The organism is Azospirillum lipoferum (assembly GCF_024170005.1).
Taxonomy (GTDB): domain Bacteria; phylum Pseudomonadota; class Alphaproteobacteria; order Azospirillales; family Azospirillaceae; genus Azospirillum; species Azospirillum lipoferum.
Window position 1 is genome coordinate 176,530 of the sequence record NZ_JALJXJ010000008.1, and the last position, 13,995, is coordinate 190,524.

At 68.7% G+C, this 13,995-nt stretch carries 12 protein-coding genes; 7 read left to right on the forward strand and 5 right to left on the reverse strand.

Translation table 11 applies throughout. The annotated features are described in order from the left end of the window. Positions 1 to 111 precede the first annotated feature (111 nt). The 5 genes from rpsT (at position 112) to J2848_RS19115 (ending at position 5,941) form a co-directional block, all read left to right on the forward strand. A complete protein-coding gene (gene rpsT, locus J2848_RS19095; protein ID WP_042693916.1) occupies positions 112 to 372 on the forward strand; it encodes a 30S ribosomal protein S20 in 261 nt (86 codons plus the stop codon). Positions 373 to 902: 530 nt separating this feature from the next. Next, entirely contained in the window at positions 903 to 2,474 is a 1,572-nt protein-coding gene (dnaA, locus tag J2848_RS19100; RefSeq protein WP_149235432.1) for a chromosomal replication initiator protein DnaA, read from the forward strand. A 76-nt stretch (positions 2,475 to 2,550) separates the two neighbouring features. Next, entirely contained in the window at positions 2,551 to 3,513 is a 963-nt protein-coding gene (locus J2848_RS19105; protein WP_149235431.1) for a GGDEF domain-containing protein, read from the forward strand. Positions 3,514 to 3,669: 156 nt separating this feature from the next. After that, on the forward strand, positions 3,670 to 4,869 hold the full coding sequence (locus J2848_RS19110) for an extracellular solute-binding protein (protein ID WP_211103361.1): 1,200 nt from the start codon (positions 3,670 to 3,672) through the stop codon (positions 4,867 to 4,869). Positions 4,870 to 4,888: 19 nt separating this feature from the next. Continuing rightward, complete coding sequence (locus J2848_RS19115) at positions 4,889 to 5,941, forward strand: ABC transporter ATP-binding protein (RefSeq protein WP_149235430.1); 1,053 nt, start codon at positions 4,889 to 4,891, stop codon at positions 5,939 to 5,941. A 241-nt stretch (positions 5,942 to 6,182) separates the two neighbouring features. On the opposite strand, the gene J2848_RS19120 is transcribed toward J2848_RS19115, so the two are convergent. The 5 genes from J2848_RS19120 to J2848_RS19135 all read right to left on the reverse strand — a co-directional run bounded on the left by J2848_RS19120 (position 6,183) and on the right by J2848_RS19135 (position 11,416). Beyond that, entirely contained in the window at positions 6,183 to 7,259 is a 1,077-nt protein-coding gene (locus J2848_RS19120) for a Tim44 domain-containing protein (RefSeq protein WP_149235429.1), read from the reverse strand. A gap of 114 nt (positions 7,260 to 7,373) precedes the next feature. After that, the gene (locus J2848_RS19125; RefSeq protein WP_149235428.1) at positions 7,374 to 7,799 is read right to left on the reverse strand and encodes an RNA-binding S4 domain-containing protein; all 426 of its coding nucleotides are present in this window, start codon (positions 7,797 to 7,799) and stop codon (positions 7,374 to 7,376) included. A gap of 62 nt (positions 7,800 to 7,861) precedes the next feature. Then, a complete protein-coding gene (locus J2848_RS19130; RefSeq protein ID WP_149235427.1) occupies positions 7,862 to 10,402 on the reverse strand; it encodes a helicase-related protein in 2,541 nt (846 codons plus the stop codon). A 98-nt stretch (positions 10,403 to 10,500) separates the two neighbouring features. After that, complete coding sequence (locus tag J2848_RS35955; protein WP_281288684.1) at positions 10,501 to 10,635, reverse strand: hypothetical protein; 135 nt, start codon at positions 10,633 to 10,635, stop codon at positions 10,501 to 10,503. A gap of 178 nt (positions 10,636 to 10,813) precedes the next feature. Beyond that, positions 10,814 to 11,416 (reverse strand): Spy/CpxP family protein refolding chaperone, encoded by a 603-nt coding sequence (locus J2848_RS19135; RefSeq protein ID WP_149235426.1) that lies wholly within the window; start codon positions 11,414 to 11,416, stop codon positions 10,814 to 10,816. Between the two features lie 245 nt (positions 11,417 to 11,661). Here J2848_RS19135 and J2848_RS19140 point away from each other — a divergent pair, with 245 nt between their 5' ends. Then, complete coding sequence (locus tag J2848_RS19140) at positions 11,662 to 12,420, forward strand: response regulator (RefSeq protein ID WP_149235442.1); 759 nt, start codon at positions 11,662 to 11,664, stop codon at positions 12,418 to 12,420. Next, positions 12,417 to 13,874, forward strand: coding sequence for an ATP-binding protein (locus J2848_RS19145; protein WP_149235425.1), 1,458 nt, complete (start codon positions 12,417 to 12,419; stop codon positions 13,872 to 13,874). The genes J2848_RS19140 and J2848_RS19145 overlap by 4 nt, the downstream gene beginning before the upstream one ends. Positions 13,875 to 13,995 lie beyond the last annotated feature (121 nt).

Sequence of the window (13,995 nt, forward strand, 5' to 3'; positions counted from 1 at the left end):
TAAGTACGATTAGTCAAAATCATCGGGCGTCCACGCCTTGACTCGGGGTGCGCTGCCGCGTATAAGGCGCGCTCGCATCACGACAGCCGTGTCGTTCGGAGTAGGGTTTCCATGGCCAATCATAAGTCCGCTGAAAAGCGCATTCGTCAGACCGAGCGTCGCACGGAAGTCAACCGTGCCCGCATCAGCCGCATCCGTTCCTTCGTCAAGAAGGTCGAGGGTGCCATCGAGAGCGGCGACAAGTCCGCTGCCGCCGAGGCGTTCAAGTCCGCTCAGCCGGAGCTGATGCGCGGCGTGTCCAAGGGCGTGCTGCACAAGAACACCGTGTCGCGCAAGCTGTCGCGTCTGTCGGCTGCGATCAAGGCTCTCTGATAGAGTCTTCATCCATTCGTTTCAAAAAGCCGCGCCCGTGACTCGGGGCGCGGCTTTTTGCGTTTAAAGTAAATGCACGAATATCCGACAATTGTCTTAGATTGTTCTTAGGTCCGCATATGAGATTCCGGATGAGTCTTGCGGTGAATACGCATGTTTTTAACTTTTTGGGCCGTTCGCCATCTGTCCCATTGCCAGATTTTCGCGGTCTCGTTAGACTTTTGTTCCATTCGGTCGGACGAATTGGGGTGATGCAACACTCTGTGTCCGTCTGAGCACAGCAGTGAAATACTGAAGGTCTTACGCCGGATCAGGGCTTGTTGAGTCCCGGTCGACTGCACGATCTTCTTTTACTTACAAGCTGTCACGCCTGGGGCGGGATTTACAGTCCCGTCGACTCTCGTGCGTGCTTTTTGGGTATAGTATTCCGTTCGGGGTTATCTTTGCCCGGATACTTCCGGGCGGGGGCAGACGGGTGGCTGTTCCGGTTCTCGGGGGCTGGCCGGCGGAAGGAGCGGGGGTAAGGGAGCATGTCGGTCGGCGTGTCGTTGGATCAGCAGTGGGCGCGCATTCGCGGACGCCTGAAGGAAGAGGTGGGCGAGATCGCCTACCGGAGCTGGCTTCAGCCGCTGTCCGTCGCCAGCCTGATCGGCGGCGAGGTGTGCATCGTCGTGCCCACGCGCTTCATGCGCGACTGGGTGCTGACCCACTATGCCGACCGCATCCGCGCCCTGTGGTCCGGCGAGAATCCGGAAGTCCAGTCGATCGACGTCATCGTCGCCTCCACCAACCCGCCGGCGGCCCTCGTCGCCGACAATGACGACATCGACGACGACCGCGCCGCCCAGCCCCGAGCTTTCGAACAGCGTGCCTTCGACACGCGCGGCTTCGACCAGCGCGTTGCCGAGTCTCGCCCGGCTCCCCGGCCGGCCCCGCCGCCGGGTGCCCCGCTACGCCCGTCCGAGTCCGGCTTCTCCGCCGACGCCGCACCCTCCACCGTCTACACCTCCGCCTCCTATGGCGGAGCGTCGGACGAATCGCCGACCGCCGTGCCGGCGATCCTGGAGGACCGGTCGGACCTGTCGGCCGCACTCGATCCGCGCTTCACCTTCGAGAATTTCGTCGTCGGCAAGCCGAACGAGCTGGCCCATGCCGCCGCCCGCCGTGTCGCCGACGCCACCGCCGTGACCTTCAACCCGCTGTTCCTCTATGGCGGGGTCGGGCTGGGCAAGACCCACCTGATGCACGCGCTGGCCTGGCAGATCCGCAAGAACGACCCGAACCGCAAGGTGCTGTACCTGTCGGCCGAGAAGTTCATGTACCAGTTCATCCGGGCGTTGCGCTTCAAGGACACGATGGCCTTCAAGCAGCAGTTCCGCTCGGTCGACGTGCTGATGATCGACGACGTCCAGTTCATCAGCGGCAAGGACTCGACGCAGGAGGAGTTCTTCCACACCTTCAACGCGCTGGTCGACCAGAACCGGCAGGTCATCATCTCCGCCGACAAGAGCCCGTCCGACCTGGAAGGCATGGAGGAGCGTCTGCGCTCCCGCCTCGGCTGGGGGCTGGTCGCCGACATCCACCCGACCACCTACGAACTGCGGCTCGGCATCCTCCAGGCCAAGGCCGACGCCCTCCAGGCCAGCATCCCGATGAAGGTGCTGGAGTTCCTCGCCCACAAGATCACGTCCAACGTGCGCGAGCTGGAAGGGGCACTGAACCGCATCGTCGCCCATGCCGAGCTGGTCGGCCGCTCCATCTCGCTGGAGACGACGCAGGAGGTGCTGCACGACCTGCTGCGCGCCAACGACCGCCGCGTCACCATCGACGAGATCCAGAAGCGGGTGGCGGAGCATTACAACATCCGCGTCGCCGACATGCATTCCGCCCGCCGCGCCCGCGCGGTGGCCCGCCCGCGCCAGATCGCCATGTATCTGGCCAAGCAGCTGACCGCCCGCTCCCTGCCGGAGATCGGCCGCAAGTTCGGTGGCCGCGACCACACCACCGTGATGCATGCGGTCAAGAAGGTGGACGAGTTGCGCGCTACCGACCCGTCCTTCGCCGAAGACGTCGAGCTGCTGCGGCGCATGCTGGAAAGCTGAAGAGCATTCGATCCACCGGTAACGGTGTGTTGCCACGCCACTATGCCATCGCGTCGTGAAGTCTGCTAGGGTCCGCGTGCACGGACTCTTCGCCGACGACATGGGTGTAGTGGTGGAAACGACTGTTCTTGTCGCCGACGATTCCAATTTCTTTCGCGAACTGATCCGGGAAGAGCTGGAAAGCAGCGGTTACCGGGTGCTGCTCGCCAAGGATGGCGGGCAGGCGCTCGCCCTCTACCGCAGCCACGACATCCACATCCTCATCACCGATCTGGAAATGCCGGTGATGACCGGACTGGAACTGTGCTGGCATGTCCGGGCGGCGGACGACCAGCACCGCACCTTCACCATCCTGATGACCGGCGACAGCGAGACCGCCCGGCGGGTCGAGGCCTTCGAATCCGGCGCCGACGAGTTCCTGGCCAAGCCCATCGACCTGCCGATGCTGCGCGCCCGCGTGCGGGCCGGCGAGCGCATCACCCGCATGCACCGGGTGATGGTGGAGATGCTGAACACCGATTACCTGACCGGGGTGGCGAACCGCCGTCATTTCATGGAACGGCTGGAGCAGGCTTATCGCGCCGCCAGGGAGACCGGCTCGCCGCTGGCGGTCGCCATGTTCGACATCGACCATTTCAAGGCGATCAACGACACCCATGGCCACGGCAACGGCGATCTCGCGCTGAAGCGCTTCGCCGACAACTGCGCCGCCCAGGTGCCCGACGGCGGCTTCCTCGGCCGGCTCGGCGGGGAGGAGTTCTGCCTGTGCCTTCCCGCCGGCGACCTCGAATCGGCTCTGGCACGGGTGGAGGCGATCCGCCGCTCCACTGCCGGCCTGTCGGTCGAGACCGGCACCGGCGCCGGCTTCGGCTTCACCGTCAGCATCGGCCTGTGCCTGGACCGGGACACCGTCTCGGTCAACGACCTGCTGGCCCGGGCTGACGAGGCGCTCTATTTCGCCAAGCGCAGCGGCCGCAACCGCACCGTCCTGCGCGGCGCCGAAGGCGTGGTGGTGAAGGCGAGCTTCTACGTGATGTGATCGCCTGATGTGACGGCTCTATGAAGTTTGGCGGAGCTTCATCTTCCCCCATGGACGGAGGGCTTTTGTCTCAGGCACACTTTGTGCCTTCAGCGGGGCCGCCGCCCGTCCAAACGCTATCCAAGAGCCACCCAAGAGCCAGGGAGACCGGACGTCATGTCCAAGATCGAAAACACCAAGCTCGATCACGCCCAGACCGAGTCGCAGCGGTCCAGCGCCAAGACCCAGCGCGCCGCCAAGAGCTTCACCCGCCGCCTGCTGCTGCAAAGCGCTGCCGCTGCCGCCGGTGTCGCCTCGGTCGGTCCCTTCGTCCTGCGCGAAGGCCGTGCGGCGTCGGGTTCGGTGAAGATCTTCTCCTGGGCCGGCTACATCAGCCCGGACATGCTGGCCGACTTCGAGAAGAAGACCGGTGTCAAGGCGACCCTGACCGAATACGGCACCAACGACGAGCTGCTGAACCAGCTGAAGGCCACCGGCGGCGCCGGCTTCGACATCATCCACCCCACCGTCGACCGCGTGCCGAACTATGTCGAGTTCGAGCTGGTGCAGCCGATCGACGAGTCGAAGGTGAAGTGGGACGGCTGCCTGAAATCGTCGGTCGAGGGCTCCGCCGGGATGGGCGGCGTCGTCGGTGGCAAGCGCTACTTCGCCCCGGCCGACTGGGGCACCGAGGCGCTGGCCTATGACATGAAGAAGGCGCCGCTCGCCTACGGCACCGCCAGCTACGGCGATTTGTGGGCGCCGGCCAATGCCGGCAAGGTGACGGTGCGCGGCCATTCCTCGCTGATCGGCATCGCGCTGTGGCTGGAAAGCCAGGGCAAGCTGCCGCACCCCGTCCGCGACCAGTTCAAGGACGAAGCGAAGGCGCGCGCCAACTTCGACGCCATCCTGAAGGTGGCCGCCGCCAACAAGAAGTCGGTCGCCCAGTTCTGGACCAACGAGAACGAGGCCCAGGGCGCCTTCCGCACCAACGGCTGCGTCATCGGCCAGACCTGGGACAGCAGCGCCGTGGCTCTGCGCAAGGAAGGCCTGCCGATCCGCTTCGTAGCGCCGAAAGAGGGCGCGCTCGCCTGGATGGAAGGCTTCGCCATCCCGAAGAAGGCGGAGAATCTGGAGAACGCCTATGCCTGGATCAACTGGTTCTACACGCCCCAGGCCGGCGCGCTCTACACCAACCATTCCGGCATCTCCAGCACCGCGGTCGGCGCCGAGGCGCATCTGACCGACCTCAACAAGCAGTTCTTCGCCGACGCCTATCCGGGCGACGCGCTGCAGAAGCTGTGGTGGTGGCCGATCCAGGAGGCGTGGTACGTCTCGATCCGCAACGAGTACCAGGATCGCTTCCTGGCGGCGTGATCCGCATCCGGCAGGGACCATGAGCCAAGACGTCCAACTCGACCACGTCACCATGCGGTTCGGCGACACCGTCGCCGTCCGCGACGTGTCGCTGACCATCGGGGCGGGGGAGTTCTTCAGCTTCCTCGGCCCCTCGGGCTGCGGCAAGACCACCATCCTGCGCATGATCTCCGGCTTCATGGAGCCGACCGACGGCGCCGTCCGCATCGGCGGCCGGGACATGCGCGGGATCGGGCCGAACAAGCGGCCGACCGCGCTGATCTTCCAGAACCTGGCCCTGTTCCCGCTGATGACGGTGGCGGACAACATCGGCTTCGGACTGGAGGTGCGCGGCGTGCCGGCGGCCGACCGCAAGCGCCGGGTGCGCGAACTGCTGGAGCTGGTGGCACTGCCCGACACGGCGGAGAAGCGGGTGACCGACCTGTCGGGCGGCCAGCGCCAGCGCATCGCCATCGCCCGCGCGCTGGCGGTGGAGCCGGCGGTGCTGCTGCTCGACGAACCGCTGTCGGCCCTCGACCTCAAGCTGCGCCAGCACATGCGCGCCGAACTGCGCGAGTTGCAGAAGCGCACCGGCGTCACCTTCATCTACATCACCCACGACCAGGGCGAGGCGCTCACCATGTCCGACCGCATCGGCGTGATGTCACGCGGCGTGCTGGAACAGGTGGGTGACGGCAAGACCATCTACGATCACCCGGAGACCGCCTTCGTCGCCTCCTTCGTCGGCGAGGCGAACCGCTTCGCCGGTCCGGTGACCCAGGCGGCGGATGGCTGGGCGGTGCTCGACACCGCTTACGGACCTTTGCGCGGGCGCAACCCGCGCGGGCTGGCGGCGGGCGACCGGGCCACCCTGTTCGTCCGGCCGGAACGTCTGGCGCCGGGCGAGAGCGACAACAGCCTGACCGCCCGCGTCAGCCACAGCGACTTCGAGGGCGCCTTCGTCAACGCCTTCCTCGACGGCGGCCTGACCGTACAGATGCCGCATCTTGGCCAGGAGCCGGCCTTCGTTCCCGGCCAGACCGCCCGCCTCGGCTTCCGCGCTGCCGATGCGGTGGTTCTGCCGACGGCTTGAACCCTCTCCCATATCCCCCTCTCCCCCCGGGGAGAGGGTCGGGGTGAGGGGGATGCATGGCGTGGCTTCGACAAGAGAGCGGGGATCACGCAATCCTTGAAAATCCTTGCCGCGCGACCCCCTCACCCTAACCCTCTCCCCGGGGGGGAGAGGGGATCTTCGGGGCGGGAGAGGGCACCCCCCAAACGGAAACGCCCCGGCCAGTCGGCCGGGGCGTTTCGCATTTCCAAACCTGCAGGCGTCAGTGCGCCTGCTGGATCGCCGACAGCTGCCACTGGCCGCCGCGCGGGCGGACGAAGGTCCACAGCTCCGTCGCCTCGGTCGGCTGCGAGGCGTTGCCCTCGATGACCCGGCCGCTGGTGCGGTCCTCGGTGACGTCGATCAGCGAGAAGCGCATGGCGACGGTGGCGTAGTCCTGCGCCCCCTCGCGCCAGCCCTCGGCCAGATCGCCCTGGAGCAGACGGACGTCGCTGACCTTGTTGATGACGCCGCGGTTGCGGTTCTCCGCCAGATCATCGCTGAAGTAGGAGAACATCTCCGGCGTCGTCGCGGCGCGCAGGGCGTTGGCATCCTCACGCCCGTAGGCGGTCTGGACGGTAACGAGCAGCCGCTCGAACGACTCGAAGTCGGCCGGCTGGATGCCGATCTCGTCGGCTGCCTGACGGCGCTGGGCCGGACCGGCGTTGCCGCCACCCATTCCGCCAACCGGATTGTAGCCGACATCGGCCGTGTCGCGGTTCATTTGCCCACCCAGCGGGCCGCCGGCATAAGCCGGGCGGTTCCCGCCCAGCGGACCGCCGCCGGCCGCGGTGTTCGCCGTCTGCGAACGGTTGCGGAAGAAACGCATGGCCAGCCGGACCAGGAAGACGACCAGCAGGATCTGCAGCAGGAAGCCCAGGATGCCGGCGAAGCTGCCCAAGCCCTCGAAGAAGCCGCCGCCGAACAGCATCGCGCCGATGCCGGCGCCGATCAGGCCGCCCATCAGGCCGGACATGAAGCCGCCGCCGAAGAAGCCGCGCGAGGGCGCCGCCGCCGGGGCGGTGGCCGCGGCGCCGGGGCGCTGCATGCCCGGCGACGCCGCCGGAGCGGTGGAGCGCTCCATCGGCGACACGGCATTGGGTGCGGTGCTGGTGGCGGCCGGCGCCTCGGTGGTGCGGCTGCCGCGGCTGCCCGAGGAGGTGCTCTTGCCGGCGCGGGCGTCGGCGGTGCCGGCGGCCAGCGCCATCACCAGCGCAACCGCCACGGCGGTGGCCGCACGGGCACCCCGCTTGGGTGAGGAGGTGGCGGAAAGGCTCGAAGGTCGGGTCTTCTCGCTCATGATTATGCTCGCTTGTCGCATCTGGTCGGTTATCCAGCCTTCCCAGATGGGGGTGGTCCCGCCGCCGTTTAAGAGGCGGTCTCACTTTTTTCGAGCAACAATCAGCGCGGCTGTCTAATCGGTCTCATTTTGCAGGTCTCCGCCGCCGTGCAGCGCGTCGATCGCCCGCCGGTCACGCTTGGTTGGCCGCCCGGCGCCCGGCTGCTGGAAGGGCGCGCGGTAGGGGTCCTGCAAGCGCTCCTCCGCCACCGGCGGGGCGAGGTCCTCATACAGCGCCTGAGCCTCCGGCGCCGGTCCGCGGCGGGTTCCCAGCGCCACCACCTTGATGACGCGGATGTGCCGCCCCTGGGCGAAGGTCAGCACGTCGCCCGGCTTCACCGCCGCATGCGCCTTGGTCACCACCGCCCCCGACAGCCGCACGCCCCCGTCGTTGCACAGCTTGGCGGCGAGGCTGCGCGTCTTGAAGAAGCGCGCATACCAAAGCCACTTGTCGATCCGCAACCGGCCGGGGGTGGAGTCTTCGGTGTCGGTGTTGCTCATGGGCGCTTCCGTCTGTTGGTCTCGTTCATGATCCGAGGGGTGTCACGTTCCTTCACGTCCCCTCACATCCCCGACAGCTGCCGCAGCTTGGCGAAGGGATGGTCCTCGTTCGTCGGCTTCTCGCGCCGCTGCCTGTTCCCCTGCGGACGCCTGCGCTTCCAGGTCACCGCCCCGTCCTCGGCCACCATCCGCACATAACCCAGCCCGGCCAGCACCGCCCCCAGCTCCTCCGCCGACAGCCCGACGCGCTGGCCGAGCGCCACCTCGCGGATCGGCGCATTCGCCTTGGACGCGGTCAGCAGCTCCGTCTCCAGCCGGTCGAGCATGTCGACGCGCAGCGCCCGCCCGCCGGCCAGCGGATAGCCGATGGCTTCCCAGAAAGCCGGCGGCGCGCCGCCCTCCTTCACCGGCCCCTCTTTCCCCAATGGCGCCTCGACCGACACGCGGCCGGGCGGCGGGATCGGCACCGGCAGCGGATGGCCCTTCGCCACCGCCCACAGCAGCCCGCGCAAGGTCACCGCCGCCGGCTTGGCCAGCGCGGTCAGATAGAGGTGCGACACCCCCAGCCGGACGCCCAGCTTCGTCAGCGCCTTGCGGTCCTCGCGCTCCAGCCGCTCGACCATGTCGGCGACCGGCTGCCGCGGCAGCACCCCCAGCCCCTCGACCAGCTGGAAGGCCAGTCCGCGCCCGGCCCCCGACAGCCCTTCCGCCGCGGACAGCGCGAACAGCGGCTTCAGCCGGGCGACGATATGGTCCTTCAGCCAACGCTCCAGCCGCGCCCGCACCCGCTCGCGCTGGGCCTGATCCAGCATGCCCTCGTCGAACGGCACCACCAGCGGCGCCAGCACCGACGGCCCGGCCGCCAGCCGTGCCACCGGGAGGCTGTCGGCGCTCAGCACCCCGTCAGGCCCCAGCGCGAAGGCATCGTCCGGCTCGGCCTCGAAGGCGCGCAGCCGTTTGGCGAGTTCGTCGCGCAATGCGCGCCTCGCCGCGGTCAGCAGCGATTTCGCCTCGTCGGAGCGGTCGGGCGCGTCGGGCACGAAGCGGAAGCCCTCCAGCCGGCCGACGACATGCCCCTCCACCACCACCTCGCCATCGGCCCGCACGCCGCCCAGCAGCGAGCGCCCGTCCTTCAGCGTGCGCGCCAGCGTGGCGGAGCGGCGGTCGATGAAGCGCTGGGTCAGCCGCTCGTGCAGGGCGTCGGACAGCCGGTCCTCGATGGAGCGGGTGCGTTCCTGCCAGTGCAGCGGATCCTTCAGCCAGTTCGGCCGGTTGGAGATGTAGGTCCAGGTGCGGATATGGGCGATGCGGGCGACCAGCGCGTCGATGTCGCCCTCCGTCCGGTCGAGCCGGGCGATCTGCTTCGCCACCCAGTCGTCGTCCAGCCGGCGCAGGGGCGCGCGCAGGCTGCGGAACACCTGGGCCAGCAGCTTGGTGTGGGCATCCGACAGTACCTTGCGGAAGTCGGGGACCTGACAGACCTCCCACAGCAGCTTGACGGCATCGCGGCCGCGGGCGAGGTCCATGATCTCCGGATCGCGCACCAGGGCTTGCAGCGCCAGATGATCGTCGGCCTCGCGCACGCGGCTCAGTTCCGGAATCGGCGCCCGTTCCTCCAGCGACTTCAGCAGGAAGCCCGGCGTGTCGAAGCGCAGGTCGCTGTTGCGCCAGGACAGCGCCTTGACCGTCTCGAACTCGTGGTTCTCGACGCGGGTGACGAGGTCGGCGTCCAGCTCCCCCACCTCGTCGGTGGTGCCGAAGGTGCCGTCGCGCATGTGGCGGCCGGCGCGGCCGGCGATCTGCGCCACCTCGGCGGGACGCAGGCGGCGCGGGGCGAAGCCGTCGAACTTGACGATGCGGGCGAAGGCGACATGGTCGACGTCCATGTTCAGCCCCATGCCGATGGCGTCGGTCGCCACCAGATAATCGACCTCGCCCGCCTGATAGAGCCCGACCTGGGCGTTGCGCGTGCGCGGGCTGAGCGCCCCCAGCACCACGGCGGTGCCGCCGCGCTGGCGCCGGATCATCTCGGCGATGGAATAGACGTCGGTGGCGGAGAAGGCGACGACGGCCGAGCGCGGCGGCAGGCGCGTCAGCTTCCTGTAGCCGGCATAGGTCAGCTGGGAGAAGCGCGGCCGGCTGACGAACTCCGCCTTCGGCACCAGCCGGCGGATCATCGGCTGCATCGAATCGGATCCCAGCACCATCGTCTCGACCATGCCGCGGGCGTTCAGCAGCCGGTCGGTGAAGATGTGGCCGCGCTCGGGATCGGCGCAGAGCTGGATTTCGTCCACCGCCAGGAAATCGACGGCGCGGTCCAGCGGCATCGATTCGACGGTGCAGACCCAGTAGGACGGGTTGGGGGGCAGGATCTTCTCCTCCCCCGTGACCAGTGCGACGGCATTCCTGCCCTTGATCGAGACGATGCGGTCGTAATTCTCCCGCGCCAGCAGGCGCAGGGGAAAGCCGATCATTCCGGACCGGTGACCGAGCATGCGCTCGATCGCCAGATAGGTCTTGCCGGTGTTGGTCGGCCCGAGCACGGCGACCACACGGCCCCCCCGCCCGAGACCGCCGCCCGCCGAAGCGTACGTGGACGTCATAGGGGTAAGCTTTGGGGTGCGGGAGGCCGCAATGCAAGCGGCGGCTTGGCGATGTATGGCGATTGCGCCGGCCTGGACGGCCGGCCGCTGCCGGACGGCTAGTGCCGCAGGGAGCGTGCGCGGCGGATCCTGAGCGAATGGAGCCCGTTCCGGGCGATGTCGAGGATCAGCAGGTAATCCTGCTTGATGACCGAAAGGCTGAAGAACAGCGGGGAGAGATCGAGCGCGCTCATGGGTGTCATCCCGGATTGCGAGACGAAGAGGACGAGAGGGGAAGACGACGGGGGAGGCCGACAGGGGAGGCCGAGGGGGAAGACCGCAAGGGCCGCCGAATGGGGGTTCGGCGGCCCTTGGCCTCACGGCGGCTGCGTTGGGGGGCTTGGGGTCGCCGCCGGGAGTCTCTCTGTTACGTTAGCCCTTCGGCGGCTCCTGCGGTGCCGGACCCGGGCCGGGGCCCTTGCCCGGACCCATGCCGTGCCGCGGGCCGTCATGGTCCCAGCCGCCGGGGCCACCGTGGTGCGGCCCCATATGATGGCCGCCCATGCCGCCCGGACCCGGGTTCAGCATGCGGTCGGCCTGCTTCTGCTGGTCGGGCGTCAGCTGGGCGTAGAGGTCGGTCAGGGCCGGGCGGACGGACTGGACCTGTTGCAGGTGGGCCTGCATCATCTGCTCGACCCGCTCAAGACGCTGCGGCAGGGCTGCCGGCGGCGGGGTGTCCTTGAACTTCACGCACAGGTCCTGCGTCGGCTTCAGGCTGGACCGGGCGGCGTCGGCGAACTTGGTCCAGGCGGCGCGCTGCTGTTCGGTGATGTTCAGCTTCTTCTCCGCATAGGCCAGCTTGCCGGCCAGACGGGCCTCCTGGTCCTCGCACATGCGGGCGAAGTGGCGGTCGGGTCCCCCAGGACCCATGCCGGCGCCGGGACCACCCGGCTGCGGGCCACCCTGGGCGAAGACCGGAACGGCCACGCCGAGACCGGCGACCAGCAGGGCGGACGTCAGAAGGGCGCGTTTCATGGTGTCGACTCCTCAGTGTAGTGCTGCTCTCTAAACCCCGGATGGAGGGGGCTTATTCCGTTGGAACGTTCGAAGGAGCGTCGCCCCGTCGTTGTCCCGATGACCAGACAATGGGCGCCGAACGTTGCGGTCGAATGTCCGCAAACCGGTCATTTGGTAACAGAGTGTAACCGCCCCGGCCCTCGTAACCGGGCGTTACACATTTCCCCTTCACGCCTGCGGCGCGGCGCCCGATCATGGGTTCCATGGACCGCACGCCCCACCTCCTCGTCGTCGACGACGACCGCGAAATCCGCTCCCTCGTCGCCCAGTTCCTGACCAAGCACGGCTTCCGGGTCACCGGGGTCAAGGACGGGTCGGAGATGATGCGCACGCTCGACGGCGCCCGCGTCGACCTGATCGTTCTCGACCTCATGCTGCCGGGGGAGGACGGGCTGTCGCTCTGCCGCCGGCTGCGCGCCACACCGCAGACGGCGCAGACCCCGGTCATCATGCTGACCGCGATGGGGGAGGAGACCGACCGCATCGTCGGGCTGGAGATGGGGGCCGACGACTATCTGGCGAAGCCCTTCAGCCCGCGCGAGCTGCTGGCCCGCATCAAGGCGGTGCTGCGCCGCGCCTCCGCCCCGCCGGTGGCCGGCATCCCGGCGGCGGCCGGCACGGTTCTGCGCTTCGAAGGCTGGTCGCTCGACCTTACCAAGCGCGAGCTGCGCTCGCCCGACGGGGTGCTGGTCCAGCTGTCGGCCGGCGAGTACGACCTGCTGGTCGCCTTCGTCGAGCATCCGCAGCGGGTGCTGACCCGCGACCAGCTTCTCGATCTGGCGCGCGGCCGCTCGGCGGTTCCCTTCGACCGTTCCATCGACGTGCAGGTCAGCCGCTTGCGCCGCAAGATCGAACCCGACCCGGCCGACCCGACCCTGATCAAGACGGTGCGCGGCGGCGGCTATCTGTTCACCCCGGCGGTCGCCGGACCGTCTCTTTCAAGCGGCGGGCTCGCGCCATGACGGCCCAGCCGGAAACAGCCAAATCCAGACCGGCCCGCCGTCGCCTGTTCCGCCGTCCGCGCCTCGGTCTCCCCAACAGCATCGCCTCGCGCATCGCCATGACGCTGGTGCTGGCGCTGCTGCTGACCCAGGCGATCAGCGCGCTGGTCTATCTGACCGACCGCAGCGAGGGGCCGCCGATCCACGGCCCCAACGTGCTGGTCCAGCGCGTCACCGCCATCGTCCAGCTGGTGGAAAGCACGCCGCCGCCCGGCCGCGAGCGTGTGGTGCGGGCCATCGACGATCCGGTGCTGCGGGTCGAATGGCACCCCGACCGTCCGCCGCCTCTCGGACCCGATGCCTTTCCCAGCGGCCGGTTCGAGGCGCTGAGGCACCGGCTGCGCGAATCGCTGGATACCGCCGACCGCAACATCCTGGTGGAGGTGCGGCTTCCCAGCGAGAGCGAGCTGCGCGATCGCCCTCCTCCCCGTCCGCCCTTCGTCGCCGACGACATCCGGCGCTGGGGACCCCATGTCCGGCTGTCGGTCCGGCTCGGCGACGGGTCCTGGCTCAGCTTCACCGGTGGCGATCCGCTGCCCGGCCCGTTCCGCATCGTCCGCTTCCTGCTGTGGATGGGGGGGGTGGCGGCGGTGATCCTGGTGGTTTCGCTGCTGGCCGCCCGCCGGGCGGCGGCGCCGCTGGCCGGTTTTGCCGCCGCCGCCGAACGTCTCAGCATCGACGGCCATGCCGATCCACTGACCGAGGAAGGCCCGCGCGAGCTGCGCGCCGCCACCCGTGCCTTCAACCGGATGCAGGCGCGGCTCGCCCGCTTCGTCACCGACCGCACCCAGATGCTGGCGGCGATCGGCCACGACCTGCGCACGCCGATCACCCGGCTGCGCCTGCGGGCCGAGCTGGTCGACGACCCGGAGATGCAGCGGCGGATGCTGGCCGACCTGGACGAGATGGAGGCGATGATCTCCGCCACGCTGGCCTTCGCCCGCGACGACGCCCAGCGCGAGCCGCGCGGCCGCTTCGACCTCGCCGACCTGTTGCAGAGCCTGTGCGACGACCGCGTCGATTCCGGCCACCGCGCCCTCTACGACGGCCCCGCCCATGTGGTGGCGGAGGGCCGTCCGGTGGCGCTGCGCCGGGCGCTGGCCAACCTGATGGACAACGCCATCAAATATGGCGGTGGCTTCACCGTCCGTCTGGAGACCGGCGCCGACGGCGCCAGCCAGCATCGCAACGCCCTGATCCACATCGACGACGACGGCCCCGGCATCCCGGAGGCGGAGTTCGAGAAGGTCTTCGCCCCCTTCTACCGGCTGGAGCGCTCCCGCTCCCGCGACACCGGCGGCGTCGGGCTGGGCCTGTCCACCGCCCGCAGCATCATCCGTGGCCACGGCGGCGACGTGACCCTGGCGAACCGCGGCGGGGGCGGTTTGCGCGCGACGGTGACGCTGCCGCTGTAGGCTCCCCGCCAAAGATCCCCTCTCCCCCCGGGGGAGAGGGTTAGGGTGAGGGGGCCGCACGGCGTGGCTTTCCGAGCATCGCGCACTTCCCGCTCCCCACCAAATCCTCGCTCTGCATCCC